Genomic DNA, 23374 nt, shown 5'->3' with positions numbered 1-23374 from the left:
ATCAAAGCATGGTCCATGGATGGGGTTGTGCGGCCCCGGTTGGGGCGCGCGGGATGAAGGCCGGGCCGGGCATGGTTGCGCGCCGGGGTGAAGGCACGGCCGGGCAGGATTGGACGCCGGGCCGGGCATGGTTGCGGGCGAGGTGAAGGCACGGCCGGGCAGGATTGGACGCCGGGCCGGGCATGGTTGCGGGCGAGGTGAAGGCACGGCCGGGCATGGTTGCGCGCCGGGGTGAAGGCACGGCCGGGCATGGTTGCGCGCCGGGATGAAGGCCGGGCCGGGCATGGTTGCGCGCCGGGGTGAAGGCACGGCCGGGCATGGTTGCGCGCCGGGGTGAAGGCACGGCCGGGCATGGTTGCGCGCGGGGTGAAGGCACGGCCGGGCATGGTTGCGGGCGAGGTGAAGGCACGGCCGGGCATGGTTGCGCGCCGGGGTGAAGGCACGGCCGGGCATGGTTGCGCGCCGGGGTGAAGGCATGGCCGGGCATGGTTGCGCGCCGGGGTGAAGGTCGAGCAGGGCATGGTTGCGCGTCGGGGTGAAGGCACGGCCGGGCATGGTTGCGCGCCGGGATGAAGGCCGGGCCGGGCATGGTTGCGCGCCGGGTGAAGGCATGGCTGCAAAGAGCGCGTACCCCGACAACGGAGCGCTGTCTCACCAAATCTTGACGTACGCCTGTTTGCCGAACCGGCCGTCGCCGCGAAACCCCCATGGCCCAGCCTTTTTCCAAAAAACCGACGAGATTCCTTGTGAAAGAAAGCTCATCGTTTTACAGAAGCGGCCCTTGGAAAGAAGGGGGAGGCGGGCTATAATGACCGCTTATTTGGAGAGGGAAAGGTATTCAGGTTTTTTGACCTGCACAATATCTTGATTGGTTGATTAACTAAGACACAATGACTGGTGTTCGGCGTTTGATCAAAAGCCTTTTTTGGAACACTGGTCGAGGCAAATTCATGTTTGACCTGCTCAGAAAAATCCCCGTTCCTCATGTCTTTGCGCTGATCCTGGGCGTCATTTTTGTCTGCTCTGTCCTGACCTATGTGCTCCCCTCCGGGCGTTACGAGCGCAAACAGGTTGAGATTGAAGGTTCGAAACGGACCGTGGTTGTTCCCGGCACCTACACCTCGGTTGACAAATTTGTCAGCAGCGAAGGTTTATTGCTTGATGTAAGCCCGCCCGAGGGCGAGGCCGTGCCCACTTCCTTCCACGGATTCCTCTCCGCCGTCCCGCGCGGCATGGAAAAAGCCGCCGATATCATCTTTTTCATTTTCGTGATCGGCGGCGTGTTCGGCATTTTGAGCCGAACCGGTGTGATTACCGCCGCCATTCAGGCGATTGTGGATTCTGTCGGGAAAAAACCCTGGATCCTCATCATCGTGGTGATGGTGCTGTTCTCTTTCGGCGGCTCCACCCTGGGCATGGGCGAGGAATTTATCCCGCTGGTACCGATTTTTGTGATGGTGGCGACCCGTTTGGGTTACGACCGTATCTTTGGGATGGCGATGGTGATCCTCGCCGCCCAGGTGGGGTTTGCCGCCGCGACGACCAACCCTTTTACCGTGGTCATTGCCCAAGGCATCGCCGAGGTACCGATTTACAGCGGCATGTGGTTCCGCGCTATTTTTTACGTCGTCATTTTGACCATCACCTTGGTTTACCTCATCTATTACGGTGAAAAAGTTCGCAAGAACCCAGAGGCTTCGCATGTAGCTGATGTTCCTGGCAAAACATTGGAATCCGAAAATGTAGAATTTACCTCGCGGCACCTGTGGATCATCATCGCCAGTTCGCTGATTTTTATCGGGGTCCTTGCCGGCGTCATCCTCAAACATTGGTGGATGGCCGAAATGGGCGGTGGTTTTATGCTGATGGGTATCCTCGCCGCCGCCATCGCCGGCCTCAAAGTCAACGAAGCGGCCTCCGCTTTTGTCAAAGGCATGGAAGAAATGGTTGTCGCCGCCCTCGTGGTCGGCTTTGCGCGCGGCATTGAGGTCGTGCTCAGCAACGCCATGGTCCTTGACACCATCGTTTATCACAGCGCTTCACTGTTGGAAAACCTGCCCAATATTGTGGCTGTCCAGGGCATGTTGCTTTTCCAAACAGTGCTCAACTTCCTCATCCCCTCCGGGTCGGGTCAAGCCGCGGTTACCATGCCGCTGATGGCACCCTTGGCCGACGTGCTCGGAATCACCCGTCAAACCGCCGTTTTCGCGTTTCAGTGTGGCGACGGTTTCTCCAACCTCATCATTCCAACCTCCGGGATTTTGATGTCCATGCTCAGCTTGGCGTCGATTCCCTATGATCGCTGGCTGCGCTTCATGCTTCCCTTGTTCGGCATGTTTTTGCTCACATCGGGAATCTTTTTGGCGATTGCAGTCGTGATCCAGCTCTAAAAACAGTTTAGAATATCTTGCACTGTCAGCATTTTTCTGAGCTGTCGCTTCATTGATTCAATGACATCACTGTTTCTCAATTGATTCATGCGTTTTTGTGTTATCCGCCATTTGGCAAATTTCCGTGCATTCATTTTTTTGCAGGACCAATTCGGGACTTCAGCCCACACCACGGAAAGCAGGTTGAAGGTCAAGCACCCAACACCGAATTACGGTACGACCGTTCCATGGAGGATCAAAGTGGTTAACTTGCGGAGGAGACGTAGATTACAGGCTGTCAAACGTGCCGAGGTTTCAAACCAGAGCATGCTGAAAACCGCGGCTCAGGCCGGCGGTACGGCGACCGGTGTCGGCGTCAACCGTCCCGCGACAAGTGGCAATCGCGATTCCGTCAAGGGTTCCGATTCTTAACTTGTTGTGCATTATCAGTGATTTAGGCCTTTTTGGTGCGATGCTTCACGGTATCGGCTATGATGCGTAGTGACTCCAAAAACCTTGCTGACGAGGTTGCGCCCCTTGATCGCCTTCTTCCGAAACCGCCAATTCCAGTTTTCAGCAGAAACAACCATTCTGGTTATCCTTGCCGCCGTGTTGTGTTACAGCATGGGATACTGGCAGTTGACGCGGTTTCACGAGAAGAACGCCTATTTTGCAATCTTGGAAGAACAAAACGAGCGGGGTCCCGCCCCGCTCGATCCCACGCTGACCGACTTTTCCGCCCTGTACCACGGGCAGGTCACCGTGTCGGGTACCTTCGACCACCAACACCAGGTGGTCCTCATCAATCGCTCCCATCGCGATCAACCGGGCGTGAAAGTGATCACGCCCCTGCTGCCGGCGGACGGCGGCCCGGCCGTCCTGGTCGACCGCGGCTTTTTGCCTTTTGCCTACACCATGGATGAATCGCGCCGATCCGAATACCAGCCCGAGGGCCGAATGGCCTTTACCGCGCGCTTGCGACCGGCCCAGGCCAAATCCTTCTTTTTGACCCCGGAAACCGCCGACCCAACCCCCGGCCAATGGAAGGGACGCTGGTTGCGCATCGAGGTCGAAAAAATGGCGATGCAGTTGCCCTATCCCGTGCTGCCCATTTATTTGGAACAGGAAACCGCACCCGTCGACGGCGAATTTCCACTGCCGATTACCCACGCCGTCCTGCCCGCCTCGCGCCATCTGAACTACACCTTGCAGTGGTTCAGTTTCGGCACATTTGGGCTTTTTATCGGTGCTTTGGTCCAGTTTCGCCGCAAGCCGGCAGTGGCGCAATCTTCTCAAATGCGCGTTTCTTGACTTTAAAATGCACGTTTCATTAGGCTTAACCCCCGTTTGCGGCCGTTCGGCAAACAAAGAATCCCCTTGAAAGGGTAAGCACTTTCACATAAAATGTGTGGCCGGTTGGTAGGACTTCGAACCCTTACATGTTCCGCGGTTTTTCGTTCCATAACCCGCTGGATTCAGTTAGTGTCCCCACAGGAAGTTTGATTTAATGCGCCTTAATGTTTTGTTTGTGTGCTGGTTTTTTGGACTGAGTCTTCCGCTTTTTGCGCAACTCGATACCAAACCCCTCATCGAAGATGTCGGGGTGGATGAAAAGTTGGGCCAACGCATCAACCTTGCACAGACGTTTACCGACCGTCACGGGAATCCCGTCACGTTGGGTGATCTTTTCACCGACGGCAAACCCGTGATCATTGCCCCGGTGTACTACTCTTGTCCGCAGTTATGTACCCTGGTGCTTAACGGCGTACGCAATTTGATCAACGATATGACCCTCACCTTGGGTGAAGACTATCGTGTGGTCAACATCTGCATCGACCCGGACAATACGCCGGAAATGGCCGCCGACAAGGCCAAAAATTACATCGGCACGCTCGACCGTCCCGAGCCCGCCGATAAAAACTGGTTTTTCCTGACCGGAAACAGCCAAGTCATCGAAAATGCCATGGACCAAATTGGCTTTCGGTACAAAAAAGTGGACGAACAGTACAACCATGCCAGCGTGATCGTGTTGGTCAGCCCGCAAGGGGTGATCTCGCGGTACGTATACGGCGTGACTTATCCAGCCAAGGATGTTCGCCTCGGTCTCGTGGAAGCGGCCGAGGGCAAAGTGGGCACCACACTGGACAAGGTTCTGATTTATTGTTTCAGATACGATCCCCTCGCGGGCAAATACGTCAAAGACGCGATGAACCTCATGCGTTTGGGCAGTGGTTTGTCGTTACTCGCGATGCTGGTGATCGGGTTTTTCCTTTGGAGAAGTGAGCTTTTAAACAAAACGGAGGCAGGCACGTGATTTCAGATGCTACCGAAGTTGCCGCACGCGTCGATATGGTCCAGATCTTCATCTTTGGGATGATGGCGTTCTGGTTCATCGCATGTAACGCGGTGCTGGTTTATTTCATGCTGCGGTACCGGCGCAAGGGGCCGGATGACAAGGTTGCCAATATTAAAGGGAACCACATGTTGGAGATCGTTTGGACCGTGATCCCTTGTATTTTGGTCCTCATCATTTTCTATTACGGTGTCGTGGTCTGGAAAGATTTGCGGGTGCCGCCGGAAGGTGAACCGGTTTATGAAATCAGCGTGACCGGTCAAAAGTGGTCGTGGAGCTTTAAGTACCCCAACGGCGCTACCACCGGTAACGAGCTGATTGTTCCCGTGGGAACCAACATCAAGCTCAACATGAAGTCGGCCGACGTCATTCACAGTTTCTTCATCCCCGAGTTCCGGGTTAAAGAAGACGTCGTTCCCTCTCAATACACCTACATGTGGTTCAACGCCAAATATGCCGGTGAGTACAACATCTTCTGTACCGAATACTGTGGTAAAGACCACTCGCACATGTTGGGTAAAGTCAAAGTTCTTGATGCCGACAACTGGGAGAACTGGGAGAAAACCGGTTTGATGCTGGGCGAGGAGATCCTGCCCCCGCTGGAGAACGGCGAGAAGCTGTTTGTTAAGCGCGGTTGTAAAGGCTGTCACTCCATCGACGGCGTCAAGCTCGTTGGTCCCACCATGCTCGACGCTTACGGGCGTTCCGCCGCTTTTGACGACGGTCAGAGCTACACCATCGACGACAACTACATCGTCGAGTCCATCAAATACCCCGAACGTCACATCGTAGCAGGCTATCCGCGCGGCCAAATGCCGTCGTTTGACGGCCAGTTATCGGATAGCGAACTGTCCGATATCATCACCTACATTAAATCGATCAAATCGGAATAAGGGAGGCGCTAGAAATGGCTACCGAAAATAAAGAATACAGCCCCTACCTTGAGCCGAAGGGGTTTTACAACTGGTTCTGGACCGTTGACCACAAACGCATCGGTTTAATGTACCTGTACAGCATTTTGTTCTTTTTCCTGATCGCCGGTCTGTGCGCCCTGGGTGTCCGTGCCGAGCTGTTTTATCCCGGCGAGCAAATCGTCGACCACCACGGTTACAACGTGCTGTTCACGCTGCACGGCGCCTTGATGGTGTTCCTGTTCATCGTTCCCGGCATTCCCGCCACCCTCGGCAACTTTCTGTTGCCCCTGATGATCGGCGCCAAAGACGTTGCCTTCCCGCGCCTCAACATTCTCAGTTACTGGGTGTATGTGTTGGGTGCCCTGGTCGTTTTGGGTTCCTTGATCGGTCCCCCGGGCTCTTCTTGGCTCGACACCGGTTGGACCTTCTACACGCCGTACTCGATTGAATCTTCTACCGGTGTTATTCCCGTCACCTTGGGTGCCTTCATCCTCGGTTTCGCCTCAATCCTCACCGGCATGAACTTCATCGTGACCATCCACCGCATGCGTGCACCAGGTATGACTTGGCACCGTATGCCGTTGTTCGTATGGTCTTTGTACTCCGCGTCGCTGATCCAGGTTCTGGCCACGCCCGTCGTTGCCATCACCCTGTTGCTCCTGATCATGGAACGCCTGCTCGGCATCGGCATCTTTAGTGCCGCCATGGGTGGCGACCCCATCCTGTTCGAGAACATGTTTTGGTTCTACTCACACCCCGTTGTGTACATCATGATCCTGCCCGCCATGGGTGTTGTCGCCGAGATCTTGCCCGTTTTCGCCAGAAAACCCATCTTCGGCTACCGCGCCATCGCCTACTCTTCCTTGGCCATCGCCCTGGTGAGTTTCTTCGTGTGGGGTCACCACTTGTTCGTTTCCGGGATGTCCAACTGGTCGCGCTGGATTTTCTCCCTGCTGACCTTTGCCGTTGCCATCCCCACCGCGATTAAGGTATTCAACTGGATCGGCACCCTCTACAAAGGGTCCGTCAGTTTCGAATCCCCCATGTTGTACGCCTGTGGGTTCATCTTCTTGTTCACCATCGCCGGTTTGACCGGTCTGCCACTGGCGACCCTGGCGACGGATGTTCACCTCCACGACACCTATTTTGTTGTCGCCCACTTCCACTACACCATGCAGGGCGGCACCGTTGTCGCGTTGGTCGGTGGTTTGCACTTTTGGTGGCCGAAAATTTACGGTCGCATGTTCAACGAAACCGTTGCCCAAGTCGGCTTCTGGACGCTGTTCATCGGCTTTAACGCCACCTTCATTCCTCAGTTCATCATGGGTTACCAAGGCATGCCCCGTCGTTACGCCGACTACCTCGGCGAGTTCCACGACATGCACTTTTTGTCTTCCGTCGGTGCGATGATCAACGGCTTGGCCTACTTCATCATCTTCGGTAACTTGATTTGGGCCGTCTACAAGGGCAAGCGCGCTTCCGCCAACCCCTACGGGTCCCTTTCACTGGAATGGCAGACACCTTCGCCGCCCCCGTTGACCAACTTTGACGAGGTTCCTACCGTCACCGATTGGACCTACGGCTACGGCGACGAACAAAAGGCATAATAGGGGTTTTATTTCATGTTTAATCATAAGAATGCACCCGACGGCACCTTTTTCAACTTCCACAAGGAACCACCCCTGGTGGCTTACGAGTTCTTCAAACTTGGCATGTGGATCTTCCTGGCTACCGAGGTTTTGTTCTTCGGTGGTTTGTTCGCGGCTTACTTCATCCTGAAGTACAAGTGGCCCGAGGTTTTCGCCGCCGGTTCAGCTTACTTGGACGTTAAGCTGGGCGCCACCAACACCGTGGTCCTGCTGGCCAGTTCGCTGACCATGGCACTCGCGGTTGATGCCGCCCAACGCAAAAACAAAGGCAAACTGACCCTGATGCTGGGTGCGACCTTCCTCGGCGCCTGCGGCTTCCTCGTGATCAAAGGGATGGAATGGTATCCCAAGCTGACCAGTGGCAAGCTTCCTGGTTCAGACGTGTTTTTCAGTGTGTATTACATGACCACCGGTCTCCACTTGATTCACGTTTTGATCGGCATGTACTACATCGCCCTGATGTTTTTCCGGTCTAGGACTGGTCGCTACACCGATGAGGGCGCCAGTCACGCCGGCGTTGAAGTCGGCGGTCTCTACTGGCACTTGGTTGACGTCATCTGGATTTTCCTCTTTCCATTACTTTACTTGCTGGGAGGTCACTAATGGGACACGATCATCACGACGACCATCATGGTGAAATGGGCCACATTCAGGCGCCCGTGGTTTACTACGGTACCTTTGGCGCCCTTATTGCGCTCACCCTTTTGACCGTATTCGTTGCGAGCTTCGAAACCAGCCCGCTGATGCACGATTTGATCGCGATGGGTATTGCTACCGTGAAAGCCACCCTCGTCATCGTGTTTTTCATGCACGGCAAGTATGAGAAGGCCGAAACCTGGGGTTTCATCTGGGCACCGATCATCCTGCTGGCTACCTTGTTGGGGGCTTTGTTTATCGATTACGCCGGTCGTCAAAACGACCTGTACATCGAGAAAACCACCATCAAAGAGCTGTACATCAACGATGCGAAATCCATTCTTGACGGTAAAGAGCACGGCGGTGACCACGGCGACGCCAAAAAAGACGACAGCGACCACTAAACGGATTCACAGCTATGTCTGACAATTCATACCGGCGGGTGTACGCCCGCCGCCTTACGAGACTGCCGCTCCTCGCGGCGGTCTTTTTTTTGGGCTGTGGTCGCATTGATCCCGGCCAATTACCGGAACCACCTGCTTTTGCCGAGGCGCCCGCGACCTGGGCCGCCTTGCAAGGGGACGTTGCCTCAGGTAAACGCGCGGCCAAACAATATTGCCTCGGCTGCCATGTGGTCGACGGCGAAGGGCACCAGCTATCCACCGCGCCTTCGTTCGAAGCCGCGATGAATCAGCCCCATGTGGCACCGCTGTATTTGCGTCGTTGGTTGTGGAACCCGCCCGCGGTGAAGCCGGAAACCATCATGCCCAACCTTTCCCTGGATCCCGCGGTGATCGAGGATTTAACCGCCTTTTTGGCGACCTATCGTGAGGTTTCACCGGCCGAAGAACCCGCATCCGAGGTTGAAACGTCCGGGCCGCAACCCGAAAAAACCGAAACGGTCGATTCCTCTCAATAAGGGGTCGGCTGTTTGGCCGATTCAAAGGTTTCGGGTTCGATGTTGCTTGCTTCTGATCCAGACGCCTCATGGCGGTAAGTATCGGATTCCTTTTTTTGGTAGGCAAGGGGTGTCGTTGACCCATTCTCCCAGCCTTGGTCCGCTGCATAATCGCGCAGGGCTTGGGTGCGTTCCTCGGGATGCGGGTGCGTGGTGACCCACTCCGGGTACAGTGTGCCGCCGGCTTTGATGAGGAACTGATCGGCGCCGCCGACATGGCCGTACCGTAATTGAACCAAGTGCAAGCCGTTGCGGTCGGCCTCTGATTCTTGTTCCCGCGAAAAATGCAAATGGGCCATGCCTTCCGCGTGGACAAAAGGCGCCAAGGCGTCGTTTTCACCGATGAGCAGGGTCCTGGCCAGGCCGTAGACCACTTGACGGCTCATGCGCTTGAGGTTGTGGCGTGCCTGCAGGTGGCCGATTTCGTGGCCGATCACAAAGGCGAGTTCTTGTTCCGTTTCGCTTTGTGCAAGCAAGCCGCGGGTTAGGCCGATGGTTCCGTCGGGCAGGGCGAAGGCGTTGGGTGTGTCCGAGGGTACGATTCGCAGTTTGTAGACCCGGCCGCTGTCGTCCCCCGCGATCATTTCGTCAAAGATCCGCTGGACCTCCGGCGGAGCTGCATCTTCCCAATGATCCGGCGTGCTGAAGGTCAGGTGTTGTTCCCAATGAACCGGCATCAGGTGGACCAGGATAAGAGAAAGCCAACCTAAGGCGAAATACAGTGCGACAAAAAAGGAAAACACCAGGGCGGTATTTACCAGAAAACGACGACTGCTGGTGTTGCCGCGGCTGTTGTGCGCGGTGTTGGATGGGATTTTGGGTTCGATGTTCACGTGCCGCCTCTCTGACTTTTGGTTAGCCTGCATTTCTCACCAGGAATTCTGCGACGGGGCAACCCATGCGATTACGAGGGGGGCGGCCTTCCGCATTACTCGGTCGCGCCGCCTTGGCCTCAGCTGCTACGCCGAAAGGTCGGCCCCGCGAAAGGTCGGCCCCGCGAATGGTCGGCCCCGCGAAAGGTTGGACCCCTGTGCCGTCTCTCGGTCGTCATCTTCGTACGCATAAGGCTTTCAGCTTCTCGCGACGAATCCTTGTGAGAAATGGGGGCTAGACGCCGCCGATGGAGCGGTGGCGCGGAGGTTGGTCGCTGTACCAAACGGCCGTACCATAGGCGAGTACTTCCACCGTGCCCATTTGCTTCTCGCCGCCTTTTGAGAGTGATGCGGTTTCCATTTTCAGGTTGACGATGATGTCGGCACCGAGCGCTTGCTCGCGCATGCGCAAAACCGCCTCGCGACGGGCGCGGTCGATAAGACTGGCGTAAGCGTTGATTTCGCCGCCGAAAAAACCGCGTAGCGCGCCCAAGAACTGTTTGAAGCGGTCGATGGAGATGACCACGGAGCCCGTGACCATTTCGGTGCGCGCCGATTGGGCTTCCGCCGGCAGGGTTCTGCTGTTGAGCATGGGCTGGCGGGCGTATTGGCTTTCACGTGCTTCAATCGAGGCATAGTGGTCGCGTTCGCGCCGCCAACCGACGAGGCCGCCGCCGACCAGCAAGACGATGGGAACCAGGTAGGGGAGAAAAACGAGGTATTCAGCCATTACTGCACCCGCACGGCCGTGCCGTAGCACAGAATTTCGGCGGCGCCTTGGGCCACGCTGGAGGTGGAGAAACGGATGTTAATCACCGCGTTGGCGCCCATTTCGTGGGCTTGTTCCTGCATGCGCTGCATGGATTCGTCGCGGGATTCCTTGAGGAGTTCGGTGTAGCCGGTCAGTTCGCCGCCGAAAATATTTTTGAACCCGGCCATGATGTCGCGGCCGACGTGTTTGGCGCGGATGGTGCTGCCTTGGACCAAGCCGTAATGGGCGGTTATGGTTTTACCGGGTACGGTTTCTAAGTTGGTCATGATCATGAAATGCTCCCTTTTGGATGAAAATATACACACTGCAAGTCTACGCGTATTTCGTGGGGAAATCCGGCATCGAAAAATGACCTTGGTGTCCCGTGTTTACGCTTTGGCCGTGCTGATATGGGGGGCGCATGAACCGACCGTGAAGTGCCGCGGTGGGACGGTTTTTCGCGGTTTGGGCCGACTGGCGTTTCACGATGAACCTGTTCGCGGGAGACTTCTGTTCCGCAGTGGGTTTCGGTTACCCAATCGTCAATTTACATGGCAGCACGCTTTTTGGTCGTGATGCGGCCCTAATGGCGGACATTGAGAATCGTGCGACCGTTGCGTGGTACCCATGCGGTTCATTGTAACAACTGGTAAATTAGCTTGTTCCTAGCCAAGCGGCCGAAAACAATCGGAAGAGCGACTGTGTGTCCCGTGAACCAAAGCGGGCCCCGAGGAGAAACCGTGTTTGACCTACTGATCTTGCTGGCGATGACCGCCGTCAAAAAAGTTGACTGTCCCCAACGCGATCTTGCGATTATTCTGGACGGTACCCCGGAAGAGTGGGCCGACGCACCTTGGACCCGGTTAGAGAAGGGCACGCTTTTTCTGGCCACCCATCGAGACCAACACTATTTTTACGTGGCTTTGCGGGGCACCGACGCCGATGTAGCGCGCAACATTCACGCGCGCGGTCTTACGGTTTGGGTGAACCCGGAAGGCAAAAAAGACAAAACCCTGGGGCTTTACTTACCTGGACGGGGTGGGCCGCGTGGCGCGCGTCATGGGAGTTTGGAAGAAGCCGCATTATCCGAATCCGGACGTTCGCGGGATGAGATGCGTGGCGAGGATTACGGTGCTTTTGAAGTTTTGGGTGGTGACGGGGCTTTTCGGGAATGGATCGACCCGGCAACGTCTTTTGGTTTGGCCTTTGAGGTGGTTTTTACCGATGAAGGTTTTACCGCCGAGGTGCGTTTCCCGCTCACCTCGGCCAAGGGCCGACCCTTCGCGGTAAATGCTGTGAAAAAGAAAATTGCCTTGGGTTTGTTCACTCAGGAACCTCGGGGTGGTCAGCGTGGGGGACGCGGTGGCGGTGAACGCATGGGTCGTGACGGCATGGGGCGTGGTGGCGGCATGGGGCGCGGTAGCGGTATGGGTCGTGGTGGCGGTATGGGTCGTGAGGGGATGGGGCCCCCACCACGTCGCCGGCCGGGGGGCGGCCACCGCGCCAAAATCGACCTTTGGCTTAAGGTGCATTTCAGAAATTAACTAAATCGACTGAATGTACATCGGTTGTGACCCTCGCTCTGCATTCGAATCGCCTGCTTATTCGGCTATAATAAAGCGCGTTTCCCCAACATAAAGATGACGAGGTTTCCGCGATGGGCTTGTTCAGCGATAAACCCTTTACCCTTGATCGAATTGTTCGCTTGCTCATCACGCTCGGCGTGGTTTACCTGGTGTTCCTCCTCGTGCGGACCGTTCAGGATGTGCTCATTCCTTTTGCCATCGCGGCCTTGTTGGCCTATCTAATCCAACCCCTTGTGAACATCCTCCAGGTTCGGGTCCGCATCAAAAACCGCTTGGTCGCCATTCTTATCAGCTTGTTTCTGATCGCCACGGCCTTCGTGTTGTTCAGCCTGACTATGGTGCCCGTGTTCGTGAAGGAGATTCGCCACGTGGGCGAATTGGTCACCAAAATGGCCAACGATGCCAAGCTTAACGAGAAGGTTGCTCAATACCTGCCGGAAGATATGTCGGCTTACGTTGCCGAATTGGCCCAACGCGAGGACATTCAGGCTTTTTTTAACACCGAAAAATTCGGTGAAATCGTGATCAACACCTTGCGTACCGTGGTTCCGGGCGTCTGGGGCCTGTTTTCCGGTGCCTTGGATATCGTGATCGGCGTGGTCGGTTTGTTCATCATTCTACTGTACCTAATTTTTATCTTGCTCGATTACGACACTATTATGGAGGGCTGGAAAGACCTGCTCCACCCGTCTTACCGAACCATGATGATTGAGGTGGTCGAAGATTTTACGGCCGCCATGCGGGGTTACTTTCGTGCCCAGGCGCTTATCGCCTCGATTTGCGGTGTCTTGTTTGCGGTTGGTTTCGAAATCATCGACCTCCCGCTGGGTATTGTGATTGGCCTGTTCATCGGCCTGCTCAACATGGTGCCGTATTTACAAACACTCGGCCTTCTGCCTTGCGCCTTCTTCGCGTTGGTCCACAGTTTGGAAACGGGGCGTAGTTTTTGGATCATGATGCTGCTGGTGCTGATTGTTTTTGCGGTGGTGCAGGCGATTCAAGACGGCTTTCTCGTACCAAAAATTATGGGTGACGTCACCGGCCTCAACCCGGCCGTGATGTTACTTAGCCTGTCGATTTGGGGCAAGTTATTGGGCATGCTCGGCCTGATTATCGCCCTTCCGATGACCTTTCTTGTCTCTTCTTATTACCACCGCTTCCTGCGCTTTTTGGCCAAGCGCCATCAGGAAGCTATGGACGGCGAAACCGCGGGACAAACCTGAGAGAACTTTTTTATGGTGACAGGCATCTTTAAATATTTGTAAATAAAAGACATGGGTGTTAGGGGCAGTTGGTGGTAGAGAAATACTGGTGACAGGCAGGGTTAAATATTTGATAGTAAAAGACCTAGGGAGTAAGTCGTCGGTCGAGCGCCTCTAGCAATCGGTTTCCGATGCCCATCGACGGGTTCTAGGTGATGCAGCCTAAACGCGCTGAATACCGGCGTGAAGTTATCTCTAATGCAATCACCTGGTTCAAGCCGCTACGAGGGTGTCGGCTAGAAGTTATCTCTATTGAACCCAGGTGATTTAAGCAGCCTGTCACCTAGGAGAACGTCGGCTCTCTTTCCTCGGTCGCATTTTTTTCAAATAATTTCGTCGAATCTATTCCCCCTGCCGTCTAAGAATGGCCGACCGTTGCTTGACACCCGGTCGTCCTGCTCCTTAAGATGAAGAGCCGCGCGCCCTTGGGTGACCAAAGTTGGAGGATTCCATGATTTCTTCGCCAATTAAAACCTTACTCCTCGCAGGGACGACCTTGTTTTTGTGCGCCGGCCTTTTTGCTCAGAACCAGGTGGACGATATTGTTGATCGCGATCCCTTTGACCCCAACCGCGGCAAGGAACAGGTTGAAGAAGAGGAGAAAGTCGAGGAAATCGTTGAAGTGACCCCGACCAATGTGGAATTCCAACTCGACGGCACCATCATTTTTCCCAGTCGCAAAATGGCGATCATCAAATATAAGCCCGATCCCAGTGAGATGGAGAGCCCGGTGGCGGCTCGTGTGCGCAACATTGCCGGACGCAACCAAAATCCTAAAACCAACGTCGCCCGTCGCAACAAACCGATTCGTCGCCCGCGTAATATAAAAAGTCAGATGGAAACGAAACGCTTGAGCGAAAACGACAAGCTTCAAGGTTATTTGGTTGCCAAAATTGAAAGTGATCACGTGGTGCTCACCAAGGGTCGTGAACAGCTTACCTTGCGGATGTTTGACGGTACCAAAACCAATCGCGGCGGCTCGAAGAAAATTGCCAAACCCGCGCCTAAGAAAACGACCAATCGCAAAAACAACAAGGCGAAACCGGTGGTCAAGAACAACAAAAAGCCATTGCCGGTTACCAAAAAAGGTGCGCCAACCAATAATGCGAACCGGTCGAAAAACAATAACAGCCGTTCCAAGAACAACAATGTTCGTCGGTCGGGCAACAACCGCAAAAATACCGCGCAGCCGGTCCGCCGTAGCGTTCCGAAACGCGAGTTCTAGCGCCTTTACCGCGCCACGAAGGGCCCGAATCGGCCCGTCACATTGCCCGAAGCTCGACCACGCCGTTGCGCGGTCGAGCTTTTTTGAGATTGAGGTTCCATGGTTAAACGTTTTTCCCAACTGAGCAACGGCATGCGTGTCGTCACCGAACGGGTTGATCACGTCGCCACCGTTTCGTTGGGGATCTGGTTAAACAAAGGCTCGCGGCACGAAAATGCTGCCGAAAACGGGCTTTTCCATTTCATCGAACATACCCTGTTTAAAGGCACCCCGCGTTTTTCGGCCCGCGATATTGCCGAAGCCGTCGACGGTGTCGGCGGCATTTTAGACGCCTACACCGCGCGCGAGGAAACCTGTTATTCGATTAAAGTTCGCGCGGTTCATTTGGAAAGCACCTTGGCGTTGCTCGCCGATATGCTGCAACATCCCACCTTCGATCCCCACGAGCTTTCGCTGGAGCGCAAGGTTGTGCTGGAAGAAATCAAAATGGGTGAGGATGATCCCGAGGATCGCGTGTTCGAATTGGGTATCCAGCGTTACTGGAGCGACCATGCCATGGGCCGACCGATTCTCGGCCCGGTCGAAAACGTAAAACGTTTTGATCACGACGAGGTTGCCGCCTTCCACGGACGTTTCTACCGCACCCAAGACATGGTCGTAGCCGCCGCCGGCGACCTGGACCACGATCAACTCTGTCGCCTGTGTGAAACCCTGTTTCCTGTTTCGGATCGCCCGCCGGCGGACATCGTGGAATCGCCACCCGAGGTGCGTGGCTTCCAGGCCTATCACACGGATGACCGCCTGGAGCAGGTTTCCTTCACCCTGTTCACCCACGGTTTCTCCCAACGCGACCCGCGCCGCCATGCACTGAACCTGTTGAGCGTGGCCTTGGGTGGCGGCATGAGCTCCCGTCTGTTCCAGTCCATTCGGGAACAACGGGGCCTGGCCTATTCGGTCGGTTGTTACACGGTCCCTTACGCGGATTGTGGTTATTTCAATCTCTACGGCGCTTGCAGCCCTGAGAACTACCAAACGGTGTTATCCCTGTGTTTTGACGAAATTGAACGGGTGCAGCAGGATGGGTTGGACGCGGGCGAATTGCGACGCGCCAAGGAGCAAGTTATCGGCTCGCTGCTGATGGGTTATGAGAGTACCTACAACCGCGCCACCTCCTTAGCCCGCGCCCTAATGGTTCACGGCGAAATTTACGAGCCGGAAAAGTGGGTCGCTTTGATTGAAAGCGTCGAGGCCGACGCGGTACGCGACGCCGCGCGTTACGCATTTCATCCCGACAAACGCGCTTTGGCCGGACTCGGCGCGGCCTCGGGGCGACCCGACGACGGCTTTTTGGCCGGCCGTGGTTTCCATGACACCCCGATCCTCATCCCACACTAATCCCCACAGAGGAACGACCATGACGCTTTCCGTTGCCCTGAAGACCCTGCCCCATCACGAGGGCTTACCCTTACCCGAATACGCTACCGCCTTAAGCGCCGGTGTCGATTTGCGTTATGCCGGCGAGACACCACTGGTGCTTGAACCGGGCGCCCGCCAAGCCTGCCCGACCGGGTTGTGCATGGCCCTACCTGCCGGTTATGAAGCCCAGGTGCGTCCTCGCTCCGGGCTCAGCCTTAAACAGGGATTGACGGTCATTAACAGTCCCGGCACCATTGACGCCGATTACCGCGGCGAAATTTTGGTACCGCTGGTGAACCTCGGCCAAGAAGCGGTTTCGGTGGAACGCGGTCAGCGGATCGCCCAGCTCGTGGTTGCCCCGGTCATCCAAGTGACCTGGCGGCAGGTGGAGGGCCTCGACGAAACCGAACGCGGAGAGGGTGGATTTGGACATACTGGAAGCCGCTAACCAGACGACCGTTTGACCCTTTTAAGGTGTTTAGGTGATGTTTGGGAGAGGTGCGGTAAACTTGGCGATTTTTTACTAAGTTATTGAAAAATATGATCTTGGATGGTGTGCTTGGTCCGCGTTTCCACGGGGGTTTTTCCTCGGCTTGCGCCGGTCAGGTTCCTGAATAACCATGGACGTGCCGCCCCAAATGGTTTAACCTTGAGGTGTTTCGGCCAGGGCTGCCGCGTTTGTTTGTCCGCCGAATTTTCTGTTAACGCCAAACCCCATTTGGCCCACCCAAGCCCTTTCTGATGGAAAGGCACCGTAAGGAGAAGCGCATGGAACTTGACGATCAAATGAAATCCTTGCTCAAAGAGCTGGGAGTGGCCCTTCACCATGCGTTAACCAAAGACCAAACCATTAAAAACGTAACGGACCAAATCAAAGGCAACGGCTATGATATCTACTTGATTATGGAAGCCAACATCGCCCTGGATAAACGCGATGAAGAAGACGGGGAAGGCGTGTTGTATCTCGGCAAGCCGGAAGAACGTTACGAAGCGGCCGACCAGAATTTCAATCATTACGACAAAGAGTTCTTGGCTGCATTGAAGATTAAAATTGAGGATTCCGGCGACGATCATGAAAGCTTCGAACTCGACATTGAAGACGAAGAGTAAGTTTAACCTATTCGGGGCAAGTGCCGCCGAAATCAAGAAGCTGTTAACCGACCTGGGCGAACCGGCCTTTCGCGAAAAGCAAATCCGCCACTGGATCTACGTGAAACGCGTGCTCGAGATTGAGCAGATGACCAACCTTTCCAAGTCTTTGCGCGAAAAGTTGCAAGATGCTTGTGAGGTGCGTCCGCCGCTGAATTACGAGCGACACCTGTCCCGCGACGGCTCGATTAAATTCGTGTTCCACCTTGAAGCGGGTGGTGATGTGGAAGCGGTCTACATGCCCATGACCAAAGGGGTAACCATGTGCCTGTCCAGCCAAGTGGGCTGTGCGCAGGCCTGTAGCTTTTGCATGACGGCGCAAATGGGGTTCATCCGCAACCTGACCCCCGCCGAAATCGTCGGCCAAGCCTTCGTGATCGCGCGTGAAATGGAGCTCAATGATCCTTTTAATATTGTCATGATGGGCATGGGCGAACCCCTGTTGAACCTCAACAACCTTACCAAATCGCTCGATCACTTCGTCGACGCGTTAGGCCTCAACCTGTCGCCGCGCCGGATTACCGTCAGTACCAGCGGCCACGTGCGCAACCTGCTCAAGTTGGGTGAGTACCCGCGTTTGCCGCGCATTGCCGTGTCGCTCAACGCCACCACCGATGAGCAGCGCAACCACCTGATGCCGGTGAACCTCAAATGGAACATTGAGGCCTTGCTTGCGGCCTGCCGCCGACTGCCGATTCCACCGCGCGAGCGTATCACCTTGGAATATGTTTTGATCGAAGGGTTGAACGACAGCCCGGCCGACGCCAAACGGTTGGTGCGACTGGTGGCCAACCTCCGCTGTAAAATCAACCTGATCCCGTTTAACGAAACGCCGGAACTCGAATACAAACAACCGGCACTGCCGGTGATTGAGCGATTCCAAGAAATTCTCAACCGTTCTAAGATCCTTAACACCGTGCGTTGGTCCAAAGGGCGTGACATCGGTGCCGCCTGCGGCCAGTTGGCCACCCCTATCGCCAAGCGGGGGCCCAATCTCCGGGTTGGATAGTTTAGGGATGCCGGGTTTTTTATGCGTTGACTTGGGCCCGGCTTGTTCGCGGCCTCATTCCTGAGAATGGGACGATTTTTACACCCTGCCTCGTCGTACTTGTTTTGGAAGCGGTTTTATGCCCCTATCCAGGCCCGTCATCGCGGAAGGACCTACTTTTCCAGGTCGGGATCATCGGTAAAGGATGCGGCGATTTATTCGTATCCTTCTGGTCTCGCATTCCTGGGCAATAGGAATACCAAGCCATACCCAAAAGGGACCCCAAAGGTCGCGATTCAAGGCTCCTCACTTCCTACATGGGGGTTTTCAGCGAAAAAAAAATCGTTTATGCTCTGGTTTTGTTTGCGGCTGTTCAGGACGGCCGCGTTGATTCCGCTGTTGTGGACGGCGTACAGCTCGCGGAAAAAACCGCGTGCGAGATTTTATTCAAAAAGTGAGGACGGACCCATGGATGGTGAACAAACAATTGACGACTTGACCTGTGCCTGGGAACAGGATGGTGAAGTGATTGTGGAAGAGTTGGACAAGTACATTCTTTCCAAGGGCGCCTGGTCAACGATCATGTTTCTCTACCGCGAAAAGAAAAGCGATGGTTCCTGGAGTCCCCCCAAGGTTCGTGTTCAGCGCTACCAGAAGTCGCGCGGCCGTTACATGAGCAAAAGCAAATTCAACATCAGCTCTGAAAAACAAGCGCGCATGATTGTGAGTCAGCTTCAGCACTGGTACGACGATCAGAAGGACGAAGAAGCCGAAGCTTAAAGGTTTGGGGGCGTCGTTCGGGCGATCCAACAAAGAGGGTGATCGGGTGACCGACGTTTTGGCGATTCGCAGTCGTGCGAACCCCCGCTACAAAGAACTCAAAGCATGGCAACGCGCCGGTGCAGCGGCACCGGTGCTGCTGGTAGAAGGCGAGAAGCTGATCCGCGAGGCGGTCGCGGCCGGGCTCCGGCCCCGTGCTGTTTGGCGCACGCCCGCGGTCGGCGGCGATTTTTCTTGCCCTACCTATCAGGTTTCGGCCGATATGTACGGCCCGTTGTCGCCGACCCGATCCGGCAAACCACCGCTTGCCGTGTTTGACAAAAACGATTTACTACAACAAAAACCGCCGACCACGGGCCGCCTGCTCCTGCTGGACGCGGTACAAGAACCCGGCAACACGGGCGCCTTGATTCGCGCCGCCGCCGCCTTTGATTTCGATGGGGTGGTCTACGCCTTGCCCGGCTGCTCCCCGTTCCATCACGCCTGCATTCGCGCCTCGGCCGGAACGGTGTTTCACATCAAGCATTACGCACTCTCCGAGGACAGCTTGGCGGCCTGGCTGACCGAAAACCCGCTGCCGATTTTCGGCGCGGACGGCGCGGGACGGGATCTTCACGATCTCACCTGGCCGCGCGATTTGGTTTTGGCGATGGGTAACGAGGGGCATGGTTTGCGCGAGCATCTGCGCGCGCGGCTCACCGATTTGGTGGCCATTCCCATTCAGCCCCGGGTTGAGAGCCTGAATGTCGCTGGTGCGGCCCATATATTAATGTATGCCATGACGCGTGGCTGAACGGCGCGAATGAGCCGTTTTTGACCGACATCTCAGATTTAAACGAAACAACCCCAAACAACCATGCTTTTGAATGGTTGCTTGGGGTTGTGCGGTGTTTTTGGTTGGGGTGTCTTAGTCGAGGACACGCATTTCAATGCCGGGTTTGAACTTGACGGTGTATGTTTCGGGGATCTCGATGGTTTTCGCGCGTTGGATATCACGGCCCACGCTTTTCTTGCGGAGTTTCTTTTGGAAGACACCAAACCCACGGATTTCAATTCGCTCACCGCGAACGAGGGAGTCTTTCATCTCGTCCAAAATGACATCAACTGCTTTTAAGGCGACCACTCGCGGAATGTCCACACGTTCGGTAATTTTCTCAGCAATGTCGATCTTGATCATTTGGATAACCTCCAGAGAAGGTCTTTTTAGACCTCGTCACTTGGTAGCTTGTCGCCATTCCCGATTGCCATGCGCTCGCAGAAATACCGCCGAAATGAAGGATGAAAACCCCTCATTCGCGCTATCTTCCTCTAAAGACGATGGTAAGCGGGAGACCAGTTTCAGAATGATAACACAAATCGAATCGAGGAAAAACGCTAGATCCACTAAAATGAGCTTGTTGGGTCTTTTTATGGGTTTGAACCGCGCTTTTTTAAAGGCATTTTTTCGTTAATTTTTGCTTTGGGTAAATGTGAAAGGTGTTTTGCCCCGGTGTTGATCACGCGTTCTCATGTGTGGCGATTCAGCGTGGGGTGGCCGTGTCTTGCATCTCAGCCCGAAGGTGTGCGATGTCCTCGATCAGGCGGGTGACGTCGGTTGCGCGGGTGCCGTTGTAGACGCCGCGAATGCGGCCTTGGGCGTCGACCAGGAAAAGGTTCTCCGTGTGCAGAAATGTTTCGCTGCCTTTGCCTTGGTTCTTGAGGCCGTCGGCGAAATAAGATTCGCGCGCTAGGGCGTAGGTGGCTTCTTTGTCGCCGGTGGTCAGGTGCCAACGCTTGTTGTCGACACCGAACCGCAGAGCATAGGCGGCCAGTACCTCGGGTGTGTCCATCCGCGGCGTGACCGAGTAGGAAATCAGCGCGACGTCACGGCCTTCGGTGGCGTCTTGAACCCGTTTGAGGTTGCGGGTGAGCGTGGCGCAAATTCCGGGGCAGCTCGTGAAGAAAAAGTCGGCGACGTGGATGCTGCCGAGCAGATCGGCGCGGGTCACGGTTTGGTTCTGCTGGTTGGTGAATTGGAAATCGCCGATGCGGTGGCTTCCGGGCGCGGGACCTTCGCCGCTGTCGTCCGCCCAACGGGGCGAAAGATCCGCGCTGTCGAAGAATGGGAGCACCAGGGGGGTTACCGGCTCGACGGCAAAGGTGGACAGGGTGGTCGCAACGAGCAGGAGCAGGGTGAGGGGGCGGGCGAGGGTCATGGTGTCCTTCCTTCTTCGATGTTTTGTGTGACGGCGGTGGTGGTGTAGCAGGGTTTGGCGCCGATCAGGCCATAGCGGCGGCCGTTGCGCACGACGTAGTTGGCAACCAACTCGCCCTTTCGGGTCCAGGCTTTTTGGGCACCGGTTTCCCGGCCTTGGATGAAATGGTAGGCGGTGGCGGGTCTGCCGTCGGCGTAGTAGGTGTGTTGCGGGCCGTGCGTGAGGCCGTTTTCGAAGTGGTAGACAAAGCGCGGGCGACGGTCGGGCCACCAGCCGAGGTGGGTGCCCACCTTACGGTCGGCGGCAAAGCGGCGTACGGTGGCGATGCCGCCGTCACCGCGCCAGCTCAGGGCCAAACCCTCGCGCAAGCCGTTGTGATAGGAAACCAGCCGGCCGTTGCCCTCGGTCGCCGCCCGCCAGACCACCCCGCTAAAGGGTTGGTCCAGGAACATCAGGCGGCGACCGTTTGGGATCAAACGCGCGTCGCTTTCGGTGAGGATCAAAGGCGATGCGGTGGTGGGGGTTGGCGTGAGGCTCAGGAGAATCAGCAGCAGGGTCGGCATGGCTTTCTCCCTTTATTGGCTCACGGTGCCGGACTCACCGCGGAAACAGCCGTTGAGGTAGGGAAACTCGGTGGTGGCGTGGTAGTGGTAAATCCCCTCGGGGAATTCGGCGGTAGCGTGGGTGTGGCCGTTGCATTCGTCCAAATTGTTGGGTAAAGAACCGTCTGGATCTTGAGGTCCGTAAACCGGGAACCCGTCCATCATGACGCCGATTAAGGCGGCTTTGTCGCCCTCGGTGAGGAACACGGGTTCGAAGTGGTAGTGGTACATGTCGTTCCCGGCGGGGTGCCCGTTGTAGATGTCGAAGCTGAGGATTTCGTTATCCAGGGCTTCCCAACCGGCGGCGGTCCGGCCCGCGTACTGGTTAAAGAAAGGGACCCCGTTAAGCGCGACCCCGATCGGGCCCAGTCGGGTTTCGCTGCCGGTGGCGGCCACGGCCGGGTTGGTGGGGACTTCGAATTCCAAATTTTGCTCGCCGATACGGTTGGGGTTCACGTGCATACCGCTATGGGGTTGAAGGTAACGGCTGTCGCCGGCGCCGAAGTAGGGGCTGCCGTGGTTGGGCACACCGTCGGTGCGAATCACGACGGTGTTGCCGTCCACAAAGGCCTGCACGTTATCGGTGAACTTGGCGAGAATGGCATCCCAGCCGGTCAAGCCGTTGTTGTCACCGTCGTCATTGCCACCGTCTGGCAGCACGGTGAGCGGGACGGCGTCGGCCATGGCGGGTTCGCCCAGTTCGTTAAAGGCGAAGCTCAGGCCGACCACGGGTTGGTCGCTTTGGACGACCAAGTACAGATCCTCACGGGTGCCGGGGAACAGACTTTGGATGGTGGCCGCGTAGGGTTGATTGGCGCCGATGAGGATGTTGTTGGTGCCGACTTTGCCGTTGTATTGGTAGCCGTGTACGGTGACGGTGGCAGTCTGATCGCCGGTATTGACGATCACCGGCGCGGCGGTGCCGCCGTTCAGCTGGGGCATGTATTTAAAGAGCAGTAGGTTGGCGGCTGCGGAAGGTTTGACCACGTTGGCCTGAGCCGGCGAACTTTGCGAGCAACTGTCGCGACCGGTTACCACGAAAGCTGCCTCGATGTGGTCGCTGGTCCGCGCGGTGGTCGCGTAAACGCTGTAGCCGCTGCCGCTGCCGAGGCTGGGAAAGAGCGCGTCGGCGGCGTAGACCTGTTGTTCCAGGCTTTCGATAAAAATTTCGGCCTGTTCGCTGTTGCCGTCGGCGCGAACGGCGATCAGTTGGACCGAGGTTGCCTCGGCGCCAAGGTTGTTAAACACCAAGTCGGCGCTGAAGCGGTCGTTGTGGGTGATCCAAGGAAAGACAAAATCGCAATCGCCGGCGACACCGGCAACAACGGATTGGCCGAATGAGAGCAGGGCCAACAAAGCAAGGCCGGCGGGGATGATCAATCGGGACATACAGGTCTCCTTTAGGCATTGGGAACGGGACCAACACCTTCTATTCGTGGACGGTCGGGGGCCGGCCCATGGCTGGGAGAACCGGCACTATTATGTCGGGCGTCGTCTTTTTGTCGCCTCGATGTCCTGAAAAATAGGTCTCAATTAAGGAGAGAGTGTGGAGAAACCGTGGTGATACCTGCTGTTACAAACCCGCAACCTTTTGTTACAAAAGGAAATGAAATCCGTTGCTTTCGCGGCTTAGGCTACCGCGAACCAGACCGAAAAAAAACCGCATGTC

Annotated in this window: 24 protein-coding genes; 17 read left to right on the top strand and 7 right to left on the bottom strand. The window is 56.0% G+C overall.

Annotated elements, in window-relative coordinates; genetic code table 11:
* The first annotated feature begins 950 nt into the window (after nt 1-950).
* From J3U88_RS29515 to J3U88_RS29480, 8 genes are all read left to right on the top strand, one after another.
* Complete coding sequence (locus J3U88_RS29515; protein WP_207862620.1) at nt 951-2390, top strand: YfcC family protein; 1440 nt, start codon at nt 951-953, stop codon at nt 2388-2390.
* Nucleotides 2391-2906: 516 nt separating this feature from the next.
* Nucleotides 2907-3680, top strand: coding sequence for an SURF1 family protein (locus tag J3U88_RS29510; RefSeq protein ID WP_207862619.1), 774 nt, complete (start codon nt 2907-2909; stop codon nt 3678-3680).
* 196 nt (nt 3681-3876) lie between these two features.
* The gene (locus J3U88_RS29505) at nt 3877-4683 is read left to right on the top strand and encodes an SCO family protein (RefSeq protein ID WP_207862618.1); all 807 of its coding nucleotides are present in this window, start codon (nt 3877-3879) and stop codon (nt 4681-4683) included.
* Nucleotides 4680-5615 carry a cytochrome c oxidase subunit II gene (gene coxB, locus J3U88_RS35125; RefSeq protein WP_207862617.1) on the top strand — a complete coding sequence of 312 codons (936 nt, stop codon included), beginning with the start codon at nt 4680-4682 and terminating at the stop codon, nt 5613-5615. Before J3U88_RS29505 ends, coxB begins: the two co-directional genes overlap by 4 nt.
* A gap of 14 nt (nt 5616-5629) precedes the next feature.
* Complete coding sequence (locus J3U88_RS29495; RefSeq protein ID WP_207862616.1) at nt 5630-7243, top strand: cytochrome c oxidase subunit I; 1614 nt, start codon at nt 5630-5632, stop codon at nt 7241-7243.
* Between the two features lie 15 nt (nt 7244-7258).
* Nucleotides 7259-7888: a cytochrome c oxidase subunit 3 family protein gene (locus tag J3U88_RS29490; RefSeq protein WP_207862615.1), complete on the top strand. Its 630-nt coding sequence runs from the start codon at nt 7259-7261 to the stop codon at nt 7886-7888.
* Nucleotides 7888-8325 (top strand): cytochrome C oxidase subunit IV family protein, encoded by a 438-nt coding sequence (locus J3U88_RS29485; protein WP_207862614.1) that lies wholly within the window; start codon nt 7888-7890, stop codon nt 8323-8325. The genes J3U88_RS29490 and J3U88_RS29485 overlap by 1 nt, the downstream gene beginning before the upstream one ends.
* Nucleotides 8326-8339: 14 nt before the next feature.
* Nucleotides 8340-8840 carry a c-type cytochrome gene (locus tag J3U88_RS29480; RefSeq protein ID WP_207862613.1) on the top strand — a complete coding sequence of 167 codons (501 nt, stop codon included), beginning with the start codon at nt 8340-8342 and terminating at the stop codon, nt 8838-8840.
* Here J3U88_RS29480 and J3U88_RS29475 read toward each other — a convergent pair.
* From J3U88_RS29475 to J3U88_RS29465, 3 genes are all read right to left on the bottom strand, one after another.
* Complete coding sequence (locus J3U88_RS29475; protein ID WP_207862612.1) at nt 8834-9712, bottom strand: M48 family metalloprotease; 879 nt, start codon at nt 9710-9712, stop codon at nt 8834-8836. The two genes, J3U88_RS29480 and J3U88_RS29475, sit on opposite strands and share 7 nt — an antisense overlap.
* Nucleotides 9713-9986: 274 nt before the next feature.
* Nucleotides 9987-10481, bottom strand: coding sequence for a YbjQ family protein (locus J3U88_RS29470; RefSeq protein ID WP_207862611.1), 495 nt, complete (start codon nt 10479-10481; stop codon nt 9987-9989).
* Nucleotides 10481-10795, bottom strand: a complete 315-nt coding sequence (locus J3U88_RS29465) for a YbjQ family protein (RefSeq protein ID WP_207862610.1) — start codon at nt 10793-10795, stop codon at nt 10481-10483. Before J3U88_RS29465 ends, J3U88_RS29470 begins: the two co-directional genes overlap by 1 nt.
* A 447-nt stretch (nt 10796-11242) precedes the next feature.
* On the opposite strand from J3U88_RS29465, the gene J3U88_RS29460 reads away from it, so the two are divergent.
* The 9 genes from J3U88_RS29460 (at nt 11243) to J3U88_RS29420 (ending at nt 19701) form a co-directional block, all read left to right on the top strand.
* Nucleotides 11243-12046: a hypothetical protein gene (locus J3U88_RS29460; RefSeq protein ID WP_207862609.1), complete on the top strand. Its 804-nt coding sequence runs from the start codon at nt 11243-11245 to the stop codon at nt 12044-12046.
* Between the two features lie 113 nt (nt 12047-12159).
* Nucleotides 12160-13311: an AI-2E family transporter gene (locus J3U88_RS29455; protein ID WP_207862608.1), complete on the top strand. Its 1152-nt coding sequence runs from the start codon at nt 12160-12162 to the stop codon at nt 13309-13311.
* Nucleotides 13312-13801: 490 nt separating this feature from the next.
* Nucleotides 13802-14575, top strand: coding sequence for a hypothetical protein (locus J3U88_RS29450; protein WP_207862607.1), 774 nt, complete (start codon nt 13802-13804; stop codon nt 14573-14575).
* Nucleotides 14576-14674: 99 nt separating this feature from the next.
* Complete coding sequence (locus tag J3U88_RS29445; RefSeq protein WP_207862606.1) at nt 14675-15970, top strand: M16 family metallopeptidase; 1296 nt, start codon at nt 14675-14677, stop codon at nt 15968-15970.
* Between the two features lie 19 nt (nt 15971-15989).
* Entirely contained in the window at nt 15990-16439 is a 450-nt protein-coding gene (gene dut, locus J3U88_RS29440) for a dUTP diphosphatase (protein WP_207862605.1), read from the top strand.
* 320 nt (nt 16440-16759) lie between these two features.
* Nucleotides 16760-17101, top strand: coding sequence for a hypothetical protein (locus J3U88_RS29435; RefSeq protein ID WP_207862604.1), 342 nt, complete (start codon nt 16760-16762; stop codon nt 17099-17101).
* Nucleotides 17085-18149 carry a dual-specificity RNA methyltransferase RlmN gene (gene rlmN, locus J3U88_RS29430; RefSeq protein WP_207862603.1) on the top strand — a complete coding sequence of 355 codons (1065 nt, stop codon included), beginning with the start codon at nt 17085-17087 and terminating at the stop codon, nt 18147-18149. Before J3U88_RS29435 ends, rlmN begins: the two co-directional genes overlap by 17 nt.
* Nucleotides 18150-18596: 447 nt before the next feature.
* Nucleotides 18597-18908 carry a hypothetical protein gene (locus tag J3U88_RS29425; RefSeq protein ID WP_207862602.1) on the top strand — a complete coding sequence of 104 codons (312 nt, stop codon included), beginning with the start codon at nt 18597-18599 and terminating at the stop codon, nt 18906-18908.
* 46 nt (nt 18909-18954) lie between these two features.
* Nucleotides 18955-19701, top strand: a complete 747-nt coding sequence (locus J3U88_RS29420) for a TrmH family RNA methyltransferase (protein ID WP_207862601.1) — start codon at nt 18955-18957, stop codon at nt 19699-19701.
* A gap of 114 nt (nt 19702-19815) precedes the next feature.
* On the opposite strand, the gene J3U88_RS29415 is transcribed toward J3U88_RS29420, so the two are convergent.
* The 4 genes from J3U88_RS29415 to J3U88_RS29400 all read right to left on the bottom strand — a co-directional run bounded on the left by J3U88_RS29415 (nt 19816) and on the right by J3U88_RS29400 (nt 23094).
* Nucleotides 19816-20085 carry an HU family DNA-binding protein gene (locus tag J3U88_RS29415; RefSeq protein WP_207862600.1) on the bottom strand — a complete coding sequence of 90 codons (270 nt, stop codon included), beginning with the start codon at nt 20083-20085 and terminating at the stop codon, nt 19816-19818.
* 343 nt (nt 20086-20428) lie between these two features.
* Nucleotides 20429-21103: an SCO family protein gene (locus J3U88_RS29410; protein WP_207862599.1), complete on the bottom strand. Its 675-nt coding sequence runs from the start codon at nt 21101-21103 to the stop codon at nt 20429-20431.
* The gene (locus tag J3U88_RS29405) at nt 21100-21666 is read right to left on the bottom strand and encodes a toxin-antitoxin system YwqK family antitoxin (RefSeq protein WP_207862598.1); all 567 of its coding nucleotides are present in this window, start codon (nt 21664-21666) and stop codon (nt 21100-21102) included. Before J3U88_RS29405 ends, J3U88_RS29410 begins: the two co-directional genes overlap by 4 nt.
* A gap of 12 nt (nt 21667-21678) precedes the next feature.
* Complete coding sequence (locus tag J3U88_RS29400) at nt 21679-23094, bottom strand: YHYH protein (RefSeq protein WP_207862597.1); 1416 nt, start codon at nt 23092-23094, stop codon at nt 21679-21681.
* Nucleotides 23095-23374: the final 280 nt, after the last annotated feature.

Source organism: Acanthopleuribacter pedis, assembly GCF_017377855.1.
GTDB classification, from domain to species: Bacteria; Acidobacteriota; Holophagae; order Acanthopleuribacterales; family Acanthopleuribacteraceae; genus Acanthopleuribacter; species Acanthopleuribacter pedis.
The sequence above is the reverse complement of the archived record's forward strand: the minus strand, read 5'-3'. Positions and strand labels throughout refer to the sequence as shown.

Coding starts and splice junctions, on each gene's coding strand:
- J3U88_RS29515 (WP_207862620.1), top strand. CDS start 951: ATGTTTGACCTGCTCAGAAAAATCCCCGTTCCTCATGTCTTTGCGCTG.
- J3U88_RS29505 (WP_207862618.1), top strand. CDS start 3,877: ATGCGCCTTAATGTTTTGTTTGTGTGCTGGTTTTTTGGACTGAGTCTT.
- J3U88_RS29495 (WP_207862616.1), top strand. CDS start 5,630: ATGGCTACCGAAAATAAAGAATACAGCCCCTACCTTGAGCCGAAGGGG.
- J3U88_RS29490 (WP_207862615.1), top strand. CDS start 7,259: ATGTTTAATCATAAGAATGCACCCGACGGCACCTTTTTCAACTTCCAC.
- J3U88_RS29485 (WP_207862614.1), top strand. CDS start 7,888: ATGGGACACGATCATCACGACGACCATCATGGTGAAATGGGCCACATT.
- J3U88_RS29480 (WP_207862613.1), top strand. CDS start 8,340: ATGTCTGACAATTCATACCGGCGGGTGTACGCCCGCCGCCTTACGAGA.
- J3U88_RS29470 (WP_207862611.1), bottom strand. CDS start 10,481: ATGGCTGAATACCTCGTTTTTCTCCCCTACCTGGTTCCCATCGTCTTG.
- J3U88_RS29465 (WP_207862610.1), bottom strand. CDS start 10,795: ATGATCATGACCAACTTAGAAACCGTACCCGGTAAAACCATAACCGCC.
- J3U88_RS29455 (WP_207862608.1), top strand. CDS start 12,160: ATGGGCTTGTTCAGCGATAAACCCTTTACCCTTGATCGAATTGTTCGC.
- J3U88_RS29450 (WP_207862607.1), top strand. CDS start 13,802: ATGATTTCTTCGCCAATTAAAACCTTACTCCTCGCAGGGACGACCTTG.
- J3U88_RS29445 (WP_207862606.1), top strand. CDS start 14,675: ATGGTTAAACGTTTTTCCCAACTGAGCAACGGCATGCGTGTCGTCACC.
- dut (WP_207862605.1), top strand. CDS start 15,990: ATGACGCTTTCCGTTGCCCTGAAGACCCTGCCCCATCACGAGGGCTTA.
- J3U88_RS29435 (WP_207862604.1), top strand. CDS start 16,760: ATGGAACTTGACGATCAAATGAAATCCTTGCTCAAAGAGCTGGGAGTG.
- J3U88_RS29425 (WP_207862602.1), top strand. CDS start 18,597: ATGGATGGTGAACAAACAATTGACGACTTGACCTGTGCCTGGGAACAG.
- J3U88_RS29415 (WP_207862600.1), bottom strand. CDS start 20,085: ATGATCAAGATCGACATTGCTGAGAAAATTACCGAACGTGTGGACATT.
- J3U88_RS29410 (WP_207862599.1), bottom strand. CDS start 21,103: ATGACCCTCGCCCGCCCCCTCACCCTGCTCCTGCTCGTTGCGACCACC.
- J3U88_RS29405 (WP_207862598.1), bottom strand. CDS start 21,666: ATGCCGACCCTGCTGCTGATTCTCCTGAGCCTCACGCCAACCCCCACC.
- J3U88_RS29400 (WP_207862597.1), bottom strand. CDS start 23,094: ATGTCCCGATTGATCATCCCCGCCGGCCTTGCTTTGTTGGCCCTGCTC.